Genomic DNA, 17,343 nt, shown 5'->3' on the forward strand with positions numbered 1-17,343 from the left:
AGCTGCTCCGGTTTGCTGCGCCGCACACCGCGCGCGCCGAACCGGCCCCGGACGCCCATGCGTTCAATGTTAGGAGAAACCATGAACGACTATCCGTACAATTTCGGCCGCGGCGGCTCCGTCAGCACCGCGGAGGTTCGCAACCGCGTGCTGCGGAACACGTACTGGCTGCTCGCGCTGTCGATGGTGCCGACAGTGCTGGGAGCATGGGTCGGCGTCGCGACGGGCTTCTCGCTGTTCGCAGCCACGAGCCCGATGATGAGCCTGCTCGCGTTCTTCGCGATCGCGTTCGGCTTCATGTTCGGGATCGAGCGCACGAAAAACAGCGCGGCAGGCGTGTTCGTGCTGCTCGGCTTCACGTTCTTCATGGGCCTGATGCTGTCGCGCCTGTTGAGCTTCATCCTCGGCTTCTCGAACGGCCCGTCGCTGATCATGCTCGCGTTCGGCGGCACCGGCATCATCTTCGCCGCGATGGCGACGATCGCCACCGTCAGCAAGCGTGACTTCTCCGGGCTCGGCAAGTGGCTGTTCATGGGCGTGATCGTGATCCTGCTGGCATCGGTCGCAAACATCTTCCTGCAGTTGCCGGCTCTGATGCTCACCGTGTCGGTGCTCGCGATCGCGATCTTTTCGGCCTATATGCTGTTCGACGTCCAGCGTGTCGTGAACGGCGGCGAGACGAACTACATCTCGGCCACGCTCGCCATCTACCTCGATCTGTACAACGTATTCACGAACCTGCTCGCGCTGCTCGGCATCTTCGGCGGCAACCGCAACTGACGTTCGTCATGATCATGAAAAAACCGGCCCGAGGGCCGGTTTTTTTACGTCTGCCGCCCGCTCAATCGCGCTCGAACAGCGCGATCGATTCGACGTGCGACGTATTCGGGAACATGTTCACGACTCCGGCGCCCTTCAGCCGGTAGCCGGCCTCGTGCACGAGCAGGCCCGCGTCGCGCGCGAGCGTCGACGGATTGCACGACACGTAGACGATCCGCTTCGGCAGCGGACCGTCGCCACTCTGCGCGATTTCGGCCAGCGCCTTCGACACCGCGAGCGCGCCTTCGCGCGGCGGATCGATCAGGAACTTGTCGAATGCGCCGAGCGCGCGGAGATCGTCGCCGGTTACTTCGAACAGGTTGCGGCACGCGAACGTCGTGTGGCCGTCGACGCCGTTCTCGCGCGCGTTCGCGAGCGCGCGCGTCGTCAGTGTTTCGCTGCCTTCGATGCCCATCACCTCGCGCGACAGGCGCGCGAGCGGCAGCGTGAAGTTGCCGATCCCGCAGAACAGGTCGAGCACGCGATCGTCGCGCGACGGCGCGAGCAGACGCAGCGCGCGGCCCACGAGCACGCGGTTGATCTGATGGTTGACCTGCGTGAAGTCGGTCGGCTTGAACGGCATGCGAATGCCGAACTCCGGCAACGTGTAGTCGAGCGACACGTCGAGCGGATAGAACGGCGTCACCGTGTCCGGGCCTTTCGGCTGCAGCCAGAACTGCACGTTGTGCTCGTCCGCGAACGCGCGCAGCAGCGCCTCGTCGTCCGCATTGATCGGCTCGAGCACGCGCAGCACCAGCGCCGTGACCGTCGAGCCGACCGCGAGCTCGATTTGGGGCATCCGGTCGCGGATCGACAAACCCTCGACGAGCCGGCGCAGCGGCATGAGCATCGCCGACACATGCGGCGGCAACACTTCGCAGCTCGTCATGTCGGCAACGTAGCTGCTCTTCCTTTCGTGGAAGCCGACCAGCACGCCGCCCTTCTTCGCGACGTTGCGCACCGTCAGGCGCGCGCGGTAGCGGTAGCCCCACGACGGCCCGTGGATCGGCGCATACATCGCGTCGGCGCGCAGCTTCGACAAGTGCCACAGGTTGTCCTCAAGCACGCGCTGCTTGATCGCCACTTGCGCGCGCATGTCCAGATGCTGCATCGAACAGCCGCCGCACGTGCCGAAGAACTTGCATTTCGGCTGCGTGCGCATCACGCTCGGGCGCAGAATGTCGACGACGGTTGCCTGCTCGTAGCTTGGCTTGCGGCGGTAGCTCGAATAGGTGACGCGTTCGCCGGGCAACGCGCCTTCGACGAAGATCACCTTCCCGGGCGTGCCGTCCTCGGTAGCCGTGCGGCCGACACCGCGCGCTTCCATGTCGAGCGATTCGATCTCCAGAACCGGGGCAGGCCCGGGCGCGACGGGCGCATTTTTCGATTTGCGCGCAGAAGTGGGGACGGCTTCGGACACCAGCTTTTCCTGACAAAACGTTGAAGAAGGCGAGATTGTAGACGACGACAGCCCGCATCGCCCGCTTTCGTCGCGCGCGCGGCGGAGTCGACGCGCATGTCGCGGTGCGCGGTGCGAGAATGGATCGTTGAGAGGCGCGCCGCAGCGCGCACCGCCGCCCCGCGGCACGCGTTGTGCTCGCCGTAGCGAATCTGGAGAGATTCGACCATGCGACTGATCGACTGGAACATTCAATGGGGTCGGGATGCCGACGGCATCGTCGACCTCGCACGCACGATCGCCGCCGCGCGCCTGCTTGGCGACTTCGACGTGCTGTGCATGCAGGAAGTCACGCGCGGCTTCGGCGCGCTGCCCGGCCAGCCAGGCCCCGACCAGTTCGCCGAACTGGCGGCGCTGCTGCCCGGCTATACGATCGTCGACGCGATCGGCGCCGACCTGCCGGCGCTCGAACCCGGCGCGCCTCGCCGGCAGTTCGGCAACGCGATAGCGACCCGGCTGCCGGTTGCGCGGGTGCTGCGCCAACTGCTGCCTTGGCCGGCAGACGCCGGTACGCCATCGATGCCGCGCGTCGCGGTCGAGGTGGAACTGGCGACATCGACGAGCGCGCTGCGCGTAGTCACGACACACCTCGAGTTCTACTCGGCCCGCCAGCGGCTCGCGCAGGTCGATGCGCTGCGCGCGCGACACCGCGAAGCATGCGCACACGGCGCCCACCCTGCTCCGGCCGAGAATGCGACCGGGCCGTTCACCGCAACCGACCAGCCGCGCGACGCGATCATCTGCGGCGACTTCAACAGCGCGTTCGGCAGCGATGCGTACCGGCGCCTGCTGGAGCCGATCGCCGACGCGCCGTCGTTCGTCGATGCATGGGTCGCCCGGCACGCGGGCTGCACGCCGCCGCCGACGGCCGGTGTCTACGATACCGCCCAGTGGTCGGACGGCCCGCTCGCCTGCGACTTCGTGTTCGTGACCGATACGCTGCTGCCGCGCGTCACGCGCTGCGAGATCGACGGCGACGTGCGCGCGTCGGACCACCAGCCGCTCATACTCGAACTCGATCTGGATTGAGTGCGGCCGCGCCACGCGCCGCCGAGCCTAGGCGTCGAATCCGGCCAGATATTCGGCCCAGTGCGGCGCGGGCTCCTGCGCCAGCGCGTTTTTCACGAGCAGGATCTCGTCCGCATACTCGCTCGGCGTGAGCCCGCCGCGCATCAGCTGGAAGCGGCAATACAGCAGATACGTGTTGACGACGTCGGTCTCGCAATAGTTGCGGATCTCCTCGATGCGCCCGTCCTGAAACGCGGGCCACACCTGGCTGCCGTCCATCCCGAGCTTGCCCGGAAAGCCGCACAGCTTCGCGAGCGCATCGAGCGGTGCGTTCGCCCGCGCCTGATACATCGCCAGCACGTCCATCAGATCGGTATGCCGCGAGTGATAGCGCGAAATATAGTTGTTCCACTTGAATTCGCGATCGTCCTCGCCGAGATCCCAGTACCGGGTCGCGGGAATCCCGTGCACGAGCGCGCGATAGTGGAGCACCGGCAGATCGAAGCCGCCGCCGTTCCAGGACACGAGCTGCGGCGTGTATTTCTCGATCACGCGGTAGAACGACTGGATCAGCGCCGCCTCATTGTCCTGCGGCGTGCCGAGCGAGCGCACGCGAAAACCGTTGTTGTCGCGGAACACGCAAGAGATCGCCGCGATGCGCTGCAGGTGATGCGGCAGGAAATCGCTGCCGGTCTTCTCGCGGCGCGCGGCGAATGCATGTTCGGCGACAGCGGCATCGTCGAGCGTCGCGGGGAGATCTTCCAGACGGCGAATGCCGTCGACATCGGGAATGGTCTCGATGTCAAAAACGAGAATCGGTGTCATCAGTTACAGAACGGCGTCCTTGCGCACACCGTTGGAGGCGAAGAACCGCTTGAGGCGCACCAGCGCTTCCTGCTGGATCTGCCGCACGCGCTCGCGCGTAAGCCCCATTTCGTCCGCCAGTTCCTCGAGCGTGGCCGGCTCGATGTGGTTGAGGCCGAAGCGGCGCTCGATTACATGCCGGTGCTTGTCCGACAGCCGCGACAGCCATGCGCGCGTGAGCGTCTCGAGTTCGCGGTGCTGGACTTCGGCATCGGGCGACTGGCTCTGGTCGTCGGGCAACAGGTCGAGCAGGCTGCTCGCGGGATCGAGATCGAGCGGCGCGTCGAGCGATGCGGTGTGTTCGTTGAGTGCGAGGATGTCGGTGACTTCCTCGGCGGTCTTGCCGGTGAGATAGGCGATGTCGTCGATGCTGGCTTCGCGGCGCTCCGCCGCCTCGCCCGTCGACATCGAATTCTTTTCGAGGTGGCGCTTCGCGCGCAGCACCTGGTTCAGCTCACGGATCACGTGCACGGGCAGCCGCACGGTGCGCGCCTGGTTCATGATCGCGCGCTCGATGCTCTGCCGGATCCACCACGTCGCGTACGTCGAAAAACGAAAGCCGCGCGTCGGGTCGAATTTCTCGATCGCGTGCATCAGCCCGAGATTGCCTTCCTCGATCAGGTCGAGCAGCGGCACGCCGCGGTTCAAATAGCCCTTTGCGATACTGACGACGAGGCGCAGGTTGCGCTCGATCATCACCTGCCTCGCCTCGAATTCACCGGCCTTCGCGAGACGCGAATAGCGCTGCTCCTCCTCGACGGTCAGCAGCGGCTTCACGCTGATGCGGTTCAGGTAATGCTGGATCGTGTCGGCCGTGAGTTCAGCCTGCAGCAATGCGCGGAAATCGTCGACGTCGGGCGCGGCTTCCGCCCGGCCTTCGTGCTCGTCGTCGCCGTCCGCTTCGGCGTCGCGTGCCTCGAGATCGCGGTCGTTTTCCGCGACGTCGTCTTCGTCGTCCGTCGAAGCGCCAGCTCGCTCCACCGATGCTTGCGTGGCACGACTGATCTTCTCAGACTCGGCTTGCGGCTCGTGGCGCTTCGATTTCGGCATGGTCGTCTCGGTTATTGAGGCGGCAAATACTTCAGCGGATCGACAGGTTTACCCTGCCGGCGAACCTCGAAATGCAGCATCACGCGGTCGGCGTCGCTATTACCCATCTCGGCGATCTTCTGCCCCTTCGTTACCGCGTCCCCCTCTTTTACCATCAAAGCGCGATTGTGTGCATACGCCGTGAGGTAAGTTGCATCGTGCTTGATGATAATGAGGTTGCCGTAGCCGCGCAGCCCATTGCCCGAATAGACGACGCGGCCGTCGGCCGCGGCCTTCACCGCCTCGCCTGACGTACCGCCGATATTGACGCCCTTGTTCTTCGCGTCGTCGAAACCGTTCAGCACCGGGCCGCGGACCGGCCATGCGAACGTCACCGGGCCGCTCGGCGCTGCTGCTGTGTCGCTCGATGCGGCGGCAGCCGGCGGCGTGACCGACGACGACCCTGCGGCGGGCGACCCCGCCGCCGGCGTTGCGGGACCGCTGCTGAGCGGTGCGGTGGCAACGGCCGCGCCGCCGATCGGTGCGGCAACCTGTGCGCCGGCAACCGCGGCGCCGCCCGGAGGCGCGACACGCAGCAGCTGGTCGACTTCGATCTGGTTCGGGTTCGCCAGGTTGTTCCACGCGGCGATATCGCGATAATTCTGCCCGTTCTCGAGTGCGATCCGGTACAGCGTGTCACCCGGTTTCACACGGTAAAAACCCGGCGGCGGCGGGCCGAGCGGCACCGCCGGCTGCGCGGCGGCAGTCGTGCCGAGCGATCCGGAGCGGTCGACGACGGGCGCGTTGTCGAGCCGCGTCGCACAGGCGGCCAGCAGCGTGGAGAACGCAGCGACACAGATCGCGCGCTGGGCGAACGTGAGCGGTTCCCTGGTTCGGTTGTTTTGCATCGCGCGCAACATACTCATCGGTTTCAAATCACTCCGGATTTTAAAGGGACAAAGAAAACGCGATCAAGCCGCGACTCCCGCCACTGCGCGTGCGCGACGCGCTCGACCAGCGTGAGCACCTGCGGCTGCCCGCTCTGCCCGCCGACCGGCGCGACGAGGCGCCCGCCGATCGCAAGTTGCTCGAGCAGCGCCTGCGGCACGTCGAGCCCCGCGGCCGCGATCACGATCGCGTCGAACGGGGCTGCGGACGGCAAACCGACACGCCCGTCGCCGTAGTGCAGACGGATGTTCGGCACGCGCAGCGGCCGCAGGTTCAGCTTCGCGCGCTCGAAGAGCGGCTTGATGCGTTCAATCGAATACACGTCGCGTGCCACGCGGCTCAGCACGGCGGCCTGGTAGCCGCAACCGGTGCCGATTTCGAGCACGCGCTCGAGCGTGCGGCCGGCCATCGCGAGCTCGATCATGCGCGCGACGACCGACGGCTTTGAAATTGTTTGCTGGTGGCCGATCGGCAACGCGGAGTCCTCGTAGGCCTGCGTCGCGAGCCCCGGATCGACGAACATGTGGCGTGGCACGGCAGCCATCGCATCCAGCACGCGCGCGTCGGTCACGCCGTTCGCGCGCAGGCGTTCGACCATGCGCTCGCGCACACGTTCCGAAGTCAGTGCAAACGCGCCGGCCGGCGCAACGCTCGGGGCGGCCGGTTTCGGCATCGCCGGCTTCAGCGCGGTCGGCTTCGGTGCGCTCGCCGGCTTCGCGGCCGCCGTGCCATGCGGCACGCGCGCGGCGCCCGGCTTCGCCGCCACCTGCTTGAGCACGGCAGCTGGCTTGTCGATCGTCTTCGGCACCGCGGTCGTCGCATGACGCTCGCCGTTCCGGCCTTCCGATTTGCGTGGCGCTCGCTTGAGATCTTCGAGCGCGAGCGGAAACCGCTTCGCGCGCTCGCCGCTCATGAAGCCCGCCCTCCTGCACGCGCCCATTCGCGCGTCGCAGGCAGCATTTGCGTATGCGTGAGATCCAGTTGCAGCGGCGTGATCGACACGAAACCGTTTGCGACGGCGTGGAAATCGGTACCCTCGCTTGCGTCCAGCGCCGCGCCCGCAGCACCGATCCAGTAAACCGGCTCGCCGCGTGGGTCGGTCTGGCGGATCACCGGCTGCGACGGATGGCGCTTGCCGAGACGCGTGACCTTCCAGCCCTTCAGTTCGTCGTACGGCAGATTCGGAATGTTGACGTTCAGCAGCGGCTGACCGGGCAGCGGATGCGCGAGATAGTGCGCGACGATTTCGGCGGCGACACGCGCAGCGTCCGCCAGATGGGCCCAACCCTTGTCGGCGAGGGAGAACGCGATGGCCGGCACGCCGAACATGATGCCTTCGGTCGCGGCCGCAACTGTCCCTGAATAGAGTGTGTCCTCGCCCATGTTCTGGCCGTTGTTGATGCCGGACACGACGAGGTCGGGCCGCTCGTCGGCCATCCCCGTCAACGCGACGTGCACCGAATCGGTCGGCGTGCCGTTCACGTAGAAGAAACCCGTATTCGCCGCGCGCTGCACCGACAGCGGACGCGACAGCGTGAGGGAATTCGATGCGCCGCTGCAGTTCTGCTCGGGCGCGATCACCGTGAGGTCGGCAAGCGGCTGCAGCGCGTCGCTGAGCGCGGCGAGACCGGGGGCGAGATAGCCGTCGTCGTTGCTGAGTAGGATTCGCATCCGGCGATTGTAACCGAGGAAAGATGGCGCGAGAGCGACAGTCCGGCGGCCACGGACGGGCGCATGCGTGCCCGTGGTGCACGCCGCGCGGCCGTGTTGGGCGGCGGCATTCCGGGGCGCCCGGGAAAACGCGGTGCCGCGCGCCGGTCGTCCGCGCACGGCAACATGTCGGCTCGGACGGAGGCGCTCGGTCGACGACGCGCGACGCTCAGATCGCGCCCGTCTCGCGAAGCTCGGCGATGGCGTGCGCATCGTAGCCGAGGCTGCGCAGCACTTCGTCCGTATGTTCGCCGAGTTCGGGGCCGAGCCAGCGCGTTTCGCCCGGCGTATCGGACAGCTTGGGCGTGATGTTCGGCAGCGGAATCTCGGTGCCGTCGGGCAGCTTGAAACGCTGGATCATCTGCCGCGCGACGAATTGGGGATCCGTGAACATGTCGGCGGCGGTGTAGATCCGGCCGGCCGGCACGTCGGCTGCATTGAGCACGGCCAATGCGTCGTCGATCGTGCGCGGCGCGAGCCAGGCGGCGATCGCATCGTCGATTTCCTGCGTGCGCGGCACGCGGCCGTCGTTGCGTGCGAGCGACGGGTCGTCGGCGAGGTCGTCGCGCTCGATCGCCTTCATCAGCCGCTTGAAGATCGGATCGCTGTTGCCGCCGATCACGATGCTGCCGTCGCGACACGCGTACGTGTTCGACGGCACGATGCCCGGCAGCGACGCGCCGGTGCGCTCGCGCACCATCCCGTAGACACCGTATTCGGGCACCACGCTCTCCATCATGTTGAACACTGCTTCATACAGCGCAACGTCGACCATCTGCCCCGCGCCGCCGTTCATGTTGCGATGATGGAGCGCCATCATCGCGCCGATCACGCCGTGCAGCGCGGCGATCGAATCGCCGATCGAGATGCCGATGCGCGGCGGCGGCAGATCGGGATAGCCGGTGATGTGACGCAGGCCGCCCATCGATTCGGCGATCGCGCCGAAGCCAGGCCGGTCGCGGTACGGGCCCGTCTGCCCGTAGCCGGACAGGCGCACCATCACGAGACCGCGGTTGTCGGCCGACAGCACGTCGTAGCCGAGGCCGAGTTTCTCGAGCAGGCCGGGTCGGAAGTTTTCGATCACGATGTCGGCCTCGCGCGCGAGCTGCCGCGCGATCGTCTTGCCGGCATCGGATTTCAGGTTCAGGGTGACCGATTTCTTGTTGCGCGCCTGGACCGACCACCACAGCGACGTGCCGCCCTGCTCCGGGTATAGCTTGCGCCATTTCCGCAGCGGGTCGCCGCCGTTCGGATCTTCGATCTTGATGACTTCGGCGCCGAATTCGGCAAAGAGGCGCGATGCGAACGGCCCCGCGATCAGCGTCCCGAATTCGAGCACTTTGACGCCCGCGAGCGGGCCCTGGCTGGTGCTCATGTGTCTCCCTGGCATGAGGAACGGCGCCGCCGGCCGGCGGCGCCCGGCTTACATCGTGCGGCGGTCGAGCATCGCGCGGGCAATCGTGCCCGCGTCGACGTATTCGAGTTCGCCGCCCACCGGCACGCCGCGCGCGAGGCGCGTGACGGCGAGACCGCGCGCCTTCAGCGTCTGGCCGAGGTAATGGGCGGTCGCTTCGCCTTCGTTCGTGAAGTTGGTCGCGAGCACGACCTCCTTCACGACGCCGTCGCACGCGCGCCGCACGAGGCGGTCGAAATGGATTTCCTTCGGGCCGATCCCGTCAAGCGGGCTCAACCGCCCCATCAGCACGAAATACAGCCCGCGGTACGTCATCGTCTGCTCGAGCATGATCTGGTCGGCCGGCGTCTCGACGACGCACAGTAGCGTCGGATCACGCTCCTCGTCGCTGCATACCTCGCAGATTTGCGCTTCGGTGAACGTGTTGCACTTCTCGCAATGTTGCAGATGCTCGGTCGCGAACAGCAGCGACCGGCCGAGCCGCTCCGCGCCCTCCCGATCGTGCTGCATCAGGTGGTACGCCATGCGCTGCGCGGATTTCGGCCCGACGCCGGGCAATACGCGCAGCGCTTCGACGAGCGCGGACAGGGCGGACGGCTGTTTCATACGGCGGTTGAAGGATGAACGTACTGATCGGGCTGAACGGACGCTGCGCTCAGAACGGCAGCTTGAAGCCCGGCGGCAGCGGCAGGCCCGACGTCATGCCGCTCATCTTTTCCTGCGACGTGGCTTCGGCCTTGCGCACGGCGTCGTTGAACGCGGCCGCGACGAGGTCTTCGAGCATGTCCTTGTCGTCCGCAAGCAGGCTCGGATCGATGGCCACACGACGCACTTCGTTGCGGCAGGTCATCGTCACCTTGACGAGGCCGGCACCCGACTGCCCTTCAACTTCGATCTGCGCAAGCTGCTCCTGCATCTTTTTCATGTTTTCCTGCATTTGCTGCGCTTGCTTCATCAGTCCGGCAAGGTTGCCTTTCAACATGGGAATACTCCTTCTGATCGTGTGAAAACCGGCACGCGGCGCGTGCCGGTCAATGTGTGCGGGGCGTGATTGTGCCTGCCGCCATGCGATTCGTTCAATGCAGCGTCGGCGGCGTGCCGTCGGGTGTCGAATCGGCGAGCGGCCGCACGGAGCCCTCGACGATGCGCGCGCCGAACTCACGCACGAGCTGCTGGACGAACGGATCACCGTGAATGTCCTGCTCCGCCTCGCGCTGGCGTGCCGCGCGTGCAGCCGCGTCGAGCGCTGCCGCGGTGCGCCGCGCAGGTCCAACCTCGACCGCGACCTCGACCGGCCTGCCGAGCGCGTCGGCCAGCGCGGCCTTGAGTTTCGCCACCTGCGCGGTGTCCGCATACTGCGGCACCGGCACGGACAATTTCAGCGTGGTCGCGTCGACCGCCGTCAGTTCGCTGTTGAACGCAAGCTGATACGCGACCCCCTTCAGCGGCAGCCGCGCGGCCAGCGCCGGCCATTCGCCGTCGAAGCCGATCGGATCGAGCGCGATCGCGGGCGGCAGCGGGCGGGTATCGGCCGGCGCGGACGCGCGGACCTCCACCGGCTTCGGCGCGATGCGCACGTCGTCCGGGCCGCTGTCGAATACCGGGACGAAGCCGTCGTCGGCCGCGCCGCCGAACATCTCGTCGGCGCTCAGCGGCACGTATTCGTCCGGCGGGATGTCCTCCCACGGCGGCGGCGCCTGGCGCGTGTCGGCGGCTTGCGGCGCGCGGGCGGCCGCGCGCGGCGTCGGCACCGGTACGGCAGGACGCGCCGCCGCGGGCTTCTCGACGGCCGGTTGGGCCGCCGGCTTCGGCGCCGCGCCGGCCCGCGACCGGTCGGACGACACACGCATGCCGGCATTGCGCAGCACGTCGAGCGCGGCTGCCGCCCCACCGCGGGCAGACGGACGTGCGGCCGGCTCGACCGGTGCAGCACGCGGCGCCGGCGCCGGCGTCGACGCCGGTTCGGCGAGCGCCGCGGGTTCGTCCTCGCGCTCGGCAACGGCGACCGGTTCAGGTTCGCTGGAGGCAGCCGGGGGCGCATCGACCGCCTGTGCCGGCTGGGTTGGCGTGGTCGCTGCCGGCTGCGTGGCGACCGGCGCGTCGGCGGATGCCGATGTTGGTACTGATGCCGGCGCCGAAGCCGATGCCGGACTCACTGCCGCTGTCGAGACAAGCGCGGCCGTCACGACAGGCGCAATCCCCGCATCGTCGGACTGCGCAGGTATCGGCGGTGCAGCCGGTGCGGCAGCATGCGGACGCGCAGCACCCGCGGCCGCCGGTGTCGAAGCCCGCGGCGCAGCAGCGCCGGCAGCGGCAGCAGCACGCGGCGCGGGCGCAGGCATCGCACGCGGCGTGGCCGGTTGGCCGCCCGGCGCACTGCCGGTACCGATGGTCGGCTCGAACGCGAGCATCCGCAGCAACGTCATCGTGAAGCCTGCATATTCGTCCGGCGCGAGCCCGAGCTCCGCACGTCCGACCGTCGCGATCTGATAGAACAATTGCACCTGCTCGGGACTCAACGCCTCCGCGAAGCGCCGCAAATCGGTCGCTTCCGGCCATTCGTCGAGGACGGAGCCCGGCGCGAACTGCGCCCACGCGATCCGGTGCAACAGGCTCGCGAGATCCTGGAGCGCGGTCGAAAAGGACAGGCTGCGCAGCGACATTTCGTCCGCGATCGCCAGGATCTCCGGACCGTTTCCGCCCGCGAGCGCATCGAGCAGGCGCACCATGTAAGTCTGGTCGAGCGCGCCGAGCATGCCCGACACCGCCGATTCGGTCACTTCATTCGCCGAGTAAGCGATCGCCTGGTCGGTCAGCGACAGCGCGTCGCGCATGCTGCCCTGCGCGGCACGCGCGAGCAGGCGCAGCGCCTGCTGCTCGAACGCGATCTGCTCTTCGCCGAGGATCCGCTCGAGATGCGACACGATATGGCCGGCCGGCATCTGCTTCAGGTTGAACTGCAGGCAGCGCGACAGCACGGTGACCGGAATCTTCTGCGGATCGGTGGTGGCGAGAATGAACTTGACGTGCGGCGGCGGCTCCTCGAGCGTCTTCAGCATCGCGTTGAACGCGTGGTTCGTCAGCATGTGCACTTCGTCGATCATGTAGACCTTGAAGCGCGCATCCACCGGCGCGTAGACCGCGCGCTCCAGCAGCGCGGCCATCTCGTCGACGCCGCGATTGCTCGCGGCGTCCATTTCGACGTAGTCGACGAAGCGGCCTTCGTCGATCTCGCGGCACGCGCGGCACACGCCGCACGGCTGCGACGTGACGCCGGTTTCACAGTTGAGCGCCTTCGCGAAGATCCGCGACAACGTCGTCTTGCCGACGCCGCGCGTTCCGGTAAACAGATAGGCGTGATGGAGACGCCCACCGTCGAGCGCGTGCGTGAGCGCCCTGACGACGTGCTCCTGGCCGACGAGCGAAGCGAAATCCTTCGGACGCCACTTGCGTGCGAGAACTTGATAGGTCATCGGGAAATTGTATCAGTAACACCGCGTCGCGCCGACACGCGAAACGGCGCTGAACACATGCAAAGTGCAGGCAAACGGAGAATGACGCGGAAATAAAAATCGCCCGGCGAACGGGGCAAGAGGAAGGTGACGAGCCCGACCCTCGGCACTGGCGGAAAACGATTGTGGCTGCTTCGTTCCCGACCTGACCAGGTTCACCGCCCCACCATGCGAGGAGGCCCGTCACGGAACATTCTATCACCGCTTCGTGCCGAATGCGACCGTTTGTTCGCAACAATGCGAGCGTGCGCGCCAACTTCACGTACCAACCAGACATGCGCGAAACCGAAACCGGCGAAGTGCGGGCGCGCTGCCATCCCGGGCCCCTTGCAATTGCCGAGCGCACCTCCATCTTCGAAGCACAACGGTCGAACGGCGCGTCGTACCCCTACTCGCATAGCGACTACTATCGCCGCCCGCAGCAGATAGCAATTTAGGCTAATATGACGCCCGAACGACCCGCGAGCCGCGCCATGCAGCGCCTGCGCCCTTCCTTCGGGAGAGCGGAGTGACCTGCCGCAGCGGCCGGCAGCCGACAGGCTGCCGGAGCGCCGCAACGCGCCAAGCAGGCAGTCCCCGAACCGAAAGAGGTATTGACCCAATGAGCGAACAGATCAAACACATCAGCGACGCATCGTTCGAACAGGACGTCGTCAAATCCGACAAGCCCGTGCTCGTCGACTTCTGGGCCGAATGGTGCGGCCCGTGCAAGATGATCGCCCCGATCCTCGACGAAGTCGCGAAGGACTACGGCGACAAGCTGCAGATCGCGAAGATCAACGTCGACGACAACCAGGCAACGCCTGCGAAGTTCGGCGTGCGCGGCATCCCGACGCTGATCCTGTTCAAGAACGGCGCGGCTGCCGCGCAAAAGGTCGGCGCGCTGTCGAAGTCCCAGCTCACCGCATTCCTGGACAGCCACCTGTAATACCGGCCGCTCCGCGGACGTGTTGTCAGCCGACAACACGTCCGTCGTCCAGCCGCCGATCGGCCGCTCAGGCGCGAATCGGCATATGCTAGAATCAAAAAACGTCTACAAGACGCATTAAGTCTCAGAGCGCCTCCGCTCGCCCTCCTCCCTTATTTCTTTTCGTCGCTTCTCCTCCCTGGCGGGTTCTCCGTATGCATTTATCCGAGCTCAAGTCTCTGCACGTGTCCGAACTGATCGAAATGGCCAATGGCCTGGAGATCGAAAACGCGAACCGCCTGCGCAAGCAGGAGTTGATGTTCGCCATTCTCAAAAAGCGCGCCAAGACGGGAGAGACGATCTTCGGCGACGGCACGCTCGAAGTGCTGCCGGACGGCTTCGGCTTCCTGCGCTCGCCCGAAATGTCGTACCTCGCCAGCACCGACGACATCTATATCAGCCCGTCGCAGATCCGCCGCTTCAACCTGCACACCGGCGACACGATCGAAGGTGAAGTCCGCACGCCGAAGGACGGCGAGCGCTACTTCGCGCTGGTCAAGGTCGACAAAGTCAACGGGCAGCCGCCCGAGGCCTCGAAACACAAGATCATGTTCGAGAACCTCACGCCGCTGCATCCGAACAAGCCGCTGTCGCTTGAACGCGAAATGCGCGGCGAAGAAAACGTCACCGGCCGCATCATCGACATGATCGCGCCGATCGGCAAGGGCCAGCGCGGCCTGCTGGTCGCGTCGCCGAAGTCGGGCAAGACCGTGATGCTCCAGCACATCGCGCATGCGATCAAGCAGAACCACCCGGACGTGATCCTGTTCGTGCTGCTGATCGACGAGCGCCCTGAAGAAGTGACCGAAATGCAGCGCTCGGTCGCAGGCGAAGTGATCGCATCGACGTTCGACGAACCGGCCACGCGTCACGTGCAGGTCGCCGAAATGGTGATCGAGAAGGCCAAGCGTCTCGTCGAAATGAAGCACGACGTCGTGATTCTGCTCGACTCGATCACGCGTCTCGCCCGTGCGTACAACACCGTGATCCCTGCATCGGGCAAGGTGCTGACGGGTGGTGTCGACGCGAACGCGCTGCAACGTCCGAAGCGCTTCTTCGGCGCGGCGCGCAACATCGAGGAAGGCGGTTCGCTGACGATCATCGGCACCGCGCTGATCGAAACCGGCAGCCGCATGGACGACGTGATCTACGAAGAGTTCAAGGGCACGGGCAACATGGAAGTGCACCTCGAGCGCCGTCTCGCGGAAAAGCGCGTGTATCCGTCGATCAACCTGAACAAGTCGGGCACGCGTCGCGAAGAAATGCTGATCAAGCCCGAGATCCTGCAAAAGATCTGGGTGCTGCGCAAGTTCATCCACGACATGGATGAAGTCGAGGCGATGGAATTCCTGCTCGACAAAATCCGCCAGACGAAGAGCAACTCAGAGTTCTTCGACCTGATGCGCCGCGGCGGCTGAGCGCCGTCGCCCCGCAAAGAACGGCCGCCCGTGCATCTCGCCTGGCGGCCGTTTTTTCACGCCAACATGAACGTGAACGTACAGGTTGATCTATAATCGCGCCATCTTACCGACCGAAACCGTGCGATCCCCATGCCGAACGACACCTCCTCCGCGCCGCTGACCGTAAGCGACGCCGCGTCGCGGCTCGGCGTCACGCCGCGCACGCTGAAGTATTACGAGGAGCGCGGGCTCGTCACGCCGTCGCGCAGCAGCGGGCGCTACCGGCTTTATGACGAGGCCGACCTCGAACGCTTCGCACGCATCCTGCGACTGCGCGCGCTCGGCTTTTCGCTGCACGGCATCACCGAGATGCTCAAGCGCCCGCTCGAAGAAACGGGCGACGGCCGGCGGCGGTATTCGGATGCGTCGCTGCGCGACATCCGCACGGGGCTCGCCTCGCAAATCGACACGCTCGACCGGCGGATCGCGGCCGTCCAGCGCGAGCTGAAGGAAGCCGTCGCGCTGCGCAAGGAACTGCAGCACGACATCGACTACATCGAACGGCGTCTCGCCGGCGAAAATGCCGACGCGCTGATCGCGCAGCGGCTGACGGAAGCCGGCTCGCGGCGCACGCGCAAGGATCGCCGCGAATGAATGTCGCGCCCGGCCGCTCGCCGCTCTGGAGCCGCGCGAACCTGCGCGCGGACCTGTTCCCGTGGGCGCTCGCGCTCGTCACGGGCCTCGACTACTTCGACAACGCGGCATTCTCGTTCTTCGCGAGCTACATCGCCGGCGGCATCAACGCGTCGCCGGACGAACTCGTGTGGTCGTCGAGCGCGTATGCGGTCACGGCCGTGCTCGGCATCCTGCAGCAGCAATGGTGGGTCGACCGGCTCGGACATCGCCGCTACGTCGCCGGCTGCATGCTGATGTTCTCGTTCGGCGCGATCGCGGCCGCCCTCGCCGACACGTCGATCGAGCTCGCGTTCGCGCGCGGTTTCCAGGGCTACTTCATCGGCCCGATGATGGGTGCATGCCGGATCCTGATCCAGATCAGCTTCAAGCCGCAGGAGCGGCCGCCCGCGACGCGCGCGTTCCTGATCATGATCCTGCTCGGCAGCGCGCTCGCGCCGATCGCCGGCGGGCTGCTCGTCGCGCATTCGACGTGGCGGGCGCTGTTCGCGTGCACGGCGCCCGCGGGCTTCGCGTTTGCGATCCTCGCACTCGTCACGCTGCCCGATTCGGGGCGCACGCCCGACGACGAGCGCGGCTCAGGGCATTTCTGGCCGTACGTCGTGTTCGCGCTCGCGCAAGGCGCGTTGCAAATCGTATTGCAGCAGGTGCACTACCAGCTCTACAGCGGCTCGCCGATGCTGATCATGCTCACGTTCGCCGGCCTCGGCGCGCTCGCGTGGTTCGCGTATCACCAGTGGAACCATCCGACGCCGCTCGTGCGGCTGCACGCGTTTCGCGAGCGCACGTTCCAGATCGGGCTGCTGCTGTACATGTTCTACTACTACGAATCGACCGGCTTCAGCTATCTGACCGCCCGGCTGCTCGAAGGCGGTCTCGGCTATCCGGTCGAGAATGCCGGGCGACTGGTCGGCACGATGTCGCTGATTTCGGCCACAGCGCTGTTCGCATATCTGCGCCATGCAAAGCGCGTCACGCACAAGAAATGGTTCGTCGTGCCGGGCTTCGCGATCGCGATCGCCGCCGCGCTTTGGATGACGCGAATGACGCCGCAGGTCGGCGAGACCGCGCTGATCGTTCCGCTCCTGCTGCGCGGGTTGCTGCTGCTGTTCATCGTGCTGCCGGTCGCGAACCTGACGTTCCGCATCTTCGCGATCGACGAATACACGCACGGCTACCGGCTGAAGAACATCGTGCGCCAACTGACGATTTCATTCGCGACGTCGTCCGTGATCATCGTCGAGCAGCATCGGCTCGCCGTGCACCAGACGCGACTCGTCGAGCGCGCGAACGTGTTTGATCCGCTGTTTCAACAGAGCGTCGACGCGCTCACCCGCAGCTACGCGGCGGCCGGCCATGCGCCGAACGAAGCGCACGGCCTCGCGATCGCGTCGATCGCGAGGATGATCGCGCAACAGGCGTCGTTCCTCGCGTCGCTCGACGGTTTCTACTTTCTTGCGGGCGTCGCGCTCGTTGGCGGCCTGTTCGCGGCATGGCAAAAAGAGATCGATTGAGTTAAA

At 66.3% G+C, this 17,343-nt stretch carries 16 protein-coding genes and 1 other RNA gene; 6 read left to right on the top strand and 11 right to left on the bottom strand.

Going from position 1 to position 17,343, the window contains the following annotated elements; genetic code table 11:
• Positions 1 to 81 precede the first annotated feature (81 nt).
• The gene (locus WK25_RS08790) at positions 82 to 780 is read left to right on the top strand and encodes a Bax inhibitor-1/YccA family protein (RefSeq protein WP_069241440.1); all 699 of its coding nucleotides are present in this window, start codon (positions 82 to 84) and stop codon (positions 778 to 780) included.
• Between the two features lie 61 nt (positions 781 to 841).
• Here WK25_RS08790 and rlmD read toward each other — a convergent pair whose 3' ends face one another.
• Complete coding sequence (gene rlmD / locus WK25_RS08795; RefSeq protein ID WP_083252975.1) at positions 842 to 2,239, bottom strand: 23S rRNA (uracil(1939)-C(5))-methyltransferase RlmD; 1,398 nt, start codon at positions 2,237 to 2,239, stop codon at positions 842 to 844.
• A 207-nt stretch (positions 2,240 to 2,446) separates the two neighbouring features.
• Between rlmD and WK25_RS08800 the strand changes: the two genes are divergently transcribed.
• A complete protein-coding gene (locus tag WK25_RS08800) occupies positions 2,447 to 3,307 on the top strand; it encodes an endonuclease/exonuclease/phosphatase family protein (RefSeq protein WP_069241442.1) in 861 nt (286 codons plus the stop codon).
• Between the two features lie 27 nt (positions 3,308 to 3,334).
• Here the strand turns inward: WK25_RS08800 and WK25_RS08805 are convergent, their stop codons facing one another.
• The 10 genes from WK25_RS08805 to ffs all read right to left on the bottom strand — a co-directional run bounded on the left by WK25_RS08805 (position 3,335) and on the right by ffs (position 12,948).
• Positions 3,335 to 4,111, bottom strand: a complete 777-nt coding sequence (locus WK25_RS08805; protein WP_040144286.1) for a 3'-5' exonuclease — start codon at positions 4,109 to 4,111, stop codon at positions 3,335 to 3,337.
• A 3-nt stretch (positions 4,112 to 4,114) separates the two neighbouring features.
• Entirely contained in the window at positions 4,115 to 5,200 is a 1,086-nt protein-coding gene (rpoS, locus tag WK25_RS08810) for an RNA polymerase sigma factor RpoS (RefSeq protein ID WP_069241443.1), read from the bottom strand.
• 11 nt (positions 5,201 to 5,211) lie between these two features.
• Complete coding sequence (locus tag WK25_RS08815; RefSeq protein ID WP_040144288.1) at positions 5,212 to 6,105, bottom strand: peptidoglycan DD-metalloendopeptidase family protein; 894 nt, start codon at positions 6,103 to 6,105, stop codon at positions 5,212 to 5,214.
• A 5-nt stretch (positions 6,106 to 6,110) separates the two neighbouring features.
• Entirely contained in the window at positions 6,111 to 7,040 is a 930-nt protein-coding gene (locus WK25_RS08820; RefSeq protein WP_040144289.1) for a protein-L-isoaspartate(D-aspartate) O-methyltransferase, read from the bottom strand.
• Positions 7,037 to 7,798 (bottom strand): 5'/3'-nucleotidase SurE, encoded by a 762-nt coding sequence (gene surE / locus WK25_RS08825; protein WP_059547585.1) that lies wholly within the window; start codon positions 7,796 to 7,798, stop codon positions 7,037 to 7,039. Before surE ends, WK25_RS08820 begins: the two co-directional genes overlap by 4 nt.
• A 208-nt stretch (positions 7,799 to 8,006) precedes the next feature.
• Positions 8,007 to 9,212 (bottom strand): CaiB/BaiF CoA transferase family protein, encoded by a 1,206-nt coding sequence (locus tag WK25_RS08830; RefSeq protein ID WP_069241444.1) that lies wholly within the window; start codon positions 9,210 to 9,212, stop codon positions 8,007 to 8,009.
• A gap of 48 nt (positions 9,213 to 9,260) precedes the next feature.
• Positions 9,261 to 9,857, bottom strand: coding sequence for a recombination mediator RecR (gene recR, locus WK25_RS08835; protein WP_040144292.1), 597 nt, complete (start codon positions 9,855 to 9,857; stop codon positions 9,261 to 9,263).
• Between the two features lie 49 nt (positions 9,858 to 9,906).
• Positions 9,907 to 10,233 (bottom strand): YbaB/EbfC family nucleoid-associated protein, encoded by a 327-nt coding sequence (locus tag WK25_RS08840; protein WP_006755698.1) that lies wholly within the window; start codon positions 10,231 to 10,233, stop codon positions 9,907 to 9,909.
• Between the two features lie 94 nt (positions 10,234 to 10,327).
• Positions 10,328 to 12,724, bottom strand: a complete 2,397-nt coding sequence (locus WK25_RS08845) for a DNA polymerase III subunit gamma/tau (protein WP_069241445.1) — start codon at positions 12,722 to 12,724, stop codon at positions 10,328 to 10,330.
• 125 nt (positions 12,725 to 12,849) lie between these two features.
• Positions 12,850 to 12,948, bottom strand: an RNA gene (gene ffs / locus WK25_RS08850) — signal recognition particle sRNA small type.
• Positions 12,949 to 13,364: 416 nt separating this feature from the next.
• On the opposite strand from ffs, the gene trxA reads away from it, so the two are divergent.
• From trxA to WK25_RS08875, 4 genes are all read left to right on the top strand, one after another.
• Positions 13,365 to 13,691: a thioredoxin TrxA gene (gene trxA / locus WK25_RS08860; RefSeq protein ID WP_006402348.1), complete on the top strand. Its 327-nt coding sequence runs from the start codon at positions 13,365 to 13,367 to the stop codon at positions 13,689 to 13,691.
• 194 nt (positions 13,692 to 13,885) lie between these two features.
• Entirely contained in the window at positions 13,886 to 15,148 is a 1,263-nt protein-coding gene (gene rho / locus WK25_RS08865; protein ID WP_006478662.1) for a transcription termination factor Rho, read from the top strand.
• Positions 15,149 to 15,280: 132 nt separating this feature from the next.
• A complete protein-coding gene (locus WK25_RS08870) occupies positions 15,281 to 15,784 on the top strand; it encodes a MerR family transcriptional regulator (protein WP_040144294.1) in 504 nt (167 codons plus the stop codon).
• Entirely contained in the window at positions 15,781 to 17,337 is a 1,557-nt protein-coding gene (locus WK25_RS08875) for an MFS transporter (protein ID WP_069241447.1), read from the top strand. Before WK25_RS08870 ends, WK25_RS08875 begins: the two co-directional genes overlap by 4 nt.
• The last annotated feature ends 6 nt before the right edge of the window (positions 17,338 to 17,343 follow it).

The organism is Burkholderia latens (assembly GCF_001718795.1).
In the GTDB taxonomy this organism is placed as follows: Bacteria; Pseudomonadota; Gammaproteobacteria; order Burkholderiales; family Burkholderiaceae; genus Burkholderia; species Burkholderia latens_A.